The following is a 3,773-nucleotide window of genomic DNA, read 5'->3' as shown; positions in this document are numbered from 1 at the left end:
ATGTGTATAAGAGACAGGGGTACGGGCCACGCGTACGGGCGGGCCGGCGAAGGCCGTGGACCGGAGTCTCCACCCGCGTCGACGGCCCGTCAACCCTGGGCGCCGCAGGGTTCGCAGGGGTTCTCGGCCAGCCACTTCCGGGCCGTCTCGGCCAGCTCCCGGTCGCGTCCGGCGAGCATCATCCGGATCATCCGCACATCGCCATGCAGCGACCAGGCGGGATGCCCGAAGGTCGCCGGGTTGTTCCCCTCGATCAGGAAGTGGGCGGGCCACGCGGTCCCGTAGCCGATCAGCGGCAGCGCCGCCGCGTACCGCTTCCTGCCCCGGGCGAGTCCGTACGCGGTCACGGCCAGGCCGGTCAGGGTGCCGGTCAGATGGACCCACCGGGTGGCCGCCTTCGAGTGCATGGCGACGTAGTAGGGCCAGAATTCCTCATACGATCCGAACGTCTGCTGTGACATGGCGACACCGTAGCGGCTGCCCCCGGCGACCGGGCACGGTACTGCCGCGTCCGGCAGGAAAGCGGACGGCGGACGCCCACGGGGCCACCCCGCCGCCCGCTCCGACGGACTCAGCGGCCCCCGACGGACCGCCGGGCCACCGGGAAGTCGAAGTAGGTGTCAGGGAAGGTCTCCGGCCGGTACGTGAAGTGCCACCACTCCTCGGCCAGGTTCACGAAACCGAGGTCCGTCAGCGTCTTCTTCAGGAACTGCCGGTTGGCGCGCTGCACCCCTCGCACCCGCGGGTCGTCGGTGTGCGACAGGGTGTCGAAGCAGTCGTAACCGGTGCCCATGTCCAGCGAGTTGTCAGGGAAGCGCTCACCCTCCGGCGCGAAGCACGGGGCGAGGTTCTCGCCCGGTACGTACGGCCGGGTCGGTGCCGCGGGCAGCCGCACCAGGGTGAGGTCGACCGTGGAGCCCCGGCTGTGCCCGGATTTCTCCGCGATGTAACCGTCCTCGAACAACCGGGACTTGTCGACCAGCGGATAGAACTCGCCCTTCATGGCCTGGTCGTCGAGGTCCTTCGCCCAGCGCACGAAGTGGTCCACCGCCCGCTGCGGCCGGTAGCAGTCGTACACCTTCAGCGAGTAGCCCTGGCGCAGCAGCCGCCGCTGCGCCGTGTGCAGCGCCCGGGCGGCGGGGCGGGTCAGCAGGCAGACGGGCTGCCGGTAGCCGTCCACCCGCACCCCCATGAAGGTGTGCGCGGTGGCGTACCGCATCTCCGTGATGATGGTCGGGTCGACGGCCCTCAGGTCGACGAACTCCCCCGGGGCCTTCGGCTCGGGAGCCGCCTGGGCGGTGGGGGCGAGGGCGGACGCGGCGAGGAGGCCGGCGGCGACGGCGGCCAGGGCACGTGACATACGGGCGATTCCTGTCATGGGCACACCGTCTACCAGTTCCGGAGGCCCAGGAGAAGAGCGACGCCTCCAGAGGCCCGGGAGAGGACGATCGGATACAGTCCGCCCGTGAAGGACTCCCACTGCGCCGCCTGCGGAGCCCGCTACTCCGCCGACACCTGGCCCCGCACCTGCGCCGCCTGCGGCCCCACCGCCTACCGCAACCCGCTCCCGGTAGCCGTCGCCCTGCTGCCCGTCACCGGCCCGGACGGCACCGGACTCGTCGTCATCACCCGCGACATCCCGCCGCACCGCGGCGGGGTCGCCCTGCCCGGCGGGTACATCGACCACACCGAGGACTGGCGCCACGCCGTCGTACGCGAACTCCACGAGGAGACCGGAATCCGCGCCGACGGGAGCGACGTACGACTCGCCGACGCCCTCAGCTCCCCGGACGGCCACCTGCTCCTCTTCGGGCTGCTCCCGGCCCGCCCCGTCACGGACCTCCCGCCGTCGGCCCCCACCGACGAGACCCGGGGCCACGGCGTCCTGCGCACCCCGGAGGAACTCGCCTTCCCGCTGCACACCGAAGCCGTACGCAACTGGTTCGCCGGCCGCTACCGCTGACCTCGTGCGGGCAGCCCCCGCACCCGCACCGGATACGGCACCGGCACCCCGCCACCGTCCTGCCCGTCCAGCACCCACGACGGCGGCACCGCGGGCGCCCCGGTCAGCGCCGCCCAGCCCCTCAGCACCCTGGCCGGCGTACCCACCACCGCCCAGCAACGCAGCGGGCCCCCCTCCATCCGCACCTCGCAGCCGCCGGGCCGGTCGTGCCCGGACCCCGCCCCCTCCTCGCCCTCGCGCAGCGTCACCCGGCCCGCCCGGCCGTTGTCGTGGAACAGGAGGTGCGTCCCCCCGTCCGACACGACCATCTGCACCGGCATGGCCAGACACGGCGGATCACCCTCCGGCCCGGGCCGGCCCCCCGCGTCCGCGTCCCACAGCCGGTACGTGCCCCCGCGCAACCGCGGCCCGTCCGCCCGTCCGCCCGGCCCGAAGAACCGCGCGTCCGCCGGCACCTCGGACCGCTGCGCCCACCGTGCCGCGCCCCCGTCCACCGGCTCCCACCAGCGCGGCGGCAGCTCCCGGCGCAGCAGCACCCCGCCCGGCGTCCGCAGCTCCACCGCCCCCTGCCGCGACACCGCCACCGTCAGGCGCTCCGACACCACCTGCAGGCCACCGTCGGAGCCCGGCTCCCGCCGGGCCCGCGGATCCGGCTCCGGGGCGGCTCCCGGCAGGGCGTACGAGGGGAGCGGCCCGGCACCGTCCCACGACCAGAACACCGCCCCGCCGACCGCGACCTCGATCCGCAGCGTCGAACGGGCGAACCGCGCGACACCCCCGCCCGGCCCCGGCTCGGCACCCGCCAGGAGACCGGGCACCCGTGCCCGCCCCGCCCCACCGGGCGCCGGTGCCCGCCCGCCCGTACGCCGGTGCCGCCAGGCCGCGCGCACCGCGCGCATCCCCCGCACCGATCCGACCGACTTCACCGAGCGCACCAGGTCACGACGATCCATGCGGGCCACCCTGCCCGCCGCGCGCCCGGCAACCAGCCGAGTTCAGCATCTGTTCACCTGCGTCCCCCGCGGGGGCCACCCGGCCGCGCGCACGGCCAAGGGCGGCGGACCCTGGTGCGAAAGACGATCACATGGCATCGTCCGTAACTGCCGCTCACGCGCACACCCCGCCCGTGCGCGCGACACGCACACCCCGCGTACGCCCGAGAAAGGCCAGGGAGCCGCCCCATGACCTCAGCAGCCAGCGAAGCCCCGCTCTGGCAGCCCGCCCCCGAACGCATCGAGGCCGCGGCCGTCACCCGCTTCCAGCGCTGGGCGGCCGCGCGGTACGGAGCACCCGCCGACGGCGGATACGCGGCACTGCACCGCTGGTCCGTCGAGGCCCTCGACACCTTCTGGCAGGCCGTCGCCGACTGGTTCGGCGTCCGCTTCTCCACGCCGTACGAGACCGTGGTCGGCGACCGCGCCATGCCCGGCGCCCAGTGGTTCCCCGGAGCCACCCTCAACTACGCCGAACACGCCCTGCGCACCGCCGAGGACCCCCTGCGCGCAGGCGCCCCGGCCCTCGTGCACGTCGACGAGAACCACACCCAGACCACCATCGGCTGGAGCGAACTCCGGCGCCAGGTGGGCGCGCTGGCCGCCGAACTCCGCGCGCTCGGCGTCACCCCGGGCGACCGGGTCAGCGGCTACCTCCCGAACATCCCGCAGGCGGTCGTCGCCTTCCTCGCGACCGCCGCCGTCGGCGGGGTGTGGACCTCCTGCGCCCCCGACTTCGGGGCCCGCGGCGTCCTCGACCGCTTCCAGCAGGTGGAACCGGTCGTGCTCTTCACGGTCGACGGCTACCGCTACGGCGG

General features: G+C 74.4%; 4 protein-coding genes and 1 pseudogene. 2 read left to right on the top strand and 3 right to left on the bottom strand.

Annotated elements, in window-relative coordinates; all coding sequences use genetic code 11:
* Positions 1–89: 89 nt before the first annotated feature.
* Positions 90–461: an Mpo1-like protein gene (locus tag IH13_RS0114910; RefSeq protein ID WP_031084632.1), complete on the bottom strand. Its 372-nt coding sequence runs from the start codon at positions 459–461 to the stop codon at positions 90–92.
* A 110-nt stretch (positions 462–571) separates the two neighbouring features.
* The gene (locus IH13_RS0114905; protein ID WP_031084631.1) at positions 572–1,378 is read right to left on the bottom strand and encodes a M15 family metallopeptidase; all 807 of its coding nucleotides are present in this window, start codon (positions 1,376–1,378) and stop codon (positions 572–574) included.
* Positions 1,379–1,447: 69 nt separating this feature from the next.
* Between IH13_RS0114905 and IH13_RS0114900 the strand changes: the two genes are divergently transcribed.
* Positions 1,448–1,963 carry an NUDIX domain-containing protein gene (locus IH13_RS0114900; RefSeq protein WP_051835849.1) on the top strand — a complete coding sequence of 172 codons (516 nt, stop codon included), beginning with the start codon at positions 1,448–1,450 and terminating at the stop codon, positions 1,961–1,963.
* A gap of 59 nt (positions 1,964–2,022) precedes the next feature.
* Here IH13_RS0114900 and IH13_RS37505 read toward each other — a convergent pair.
* Positions 2,023–2,916 (bottom strand): annotated as a pseudogene (locus tag IH13_RS37505) (glycosyl hydrolase); the annotation flags it as partial.
* 228 nt (positions 2,917–3,144) lie between these two features.
* Here IH13_RS37505 and IH13_RS0114890 point away from each other — a divergent pair.
* The coding region (locus IH13_RS0114890) for an AMP-binding protein (protein WP_037841403.1) at positions 3,145–3,773 on the top strand (629 nt) is incomplete at its 3' end.

The organism is Streptomyces sp. NRRL WC-3549 (assembly GCF_000721935.1).
In the GTDB taxonomy this organism is placed as follows: Bacteria; Actinomycetota; Actinomycetes; order Streptomycetales; family Streptomycetaceae; genus Streptomyces.
Note: the sequence above shows the minus strand (reverse complement) of the source record. Positions and strands in the feature narration are given on the sequence as shown.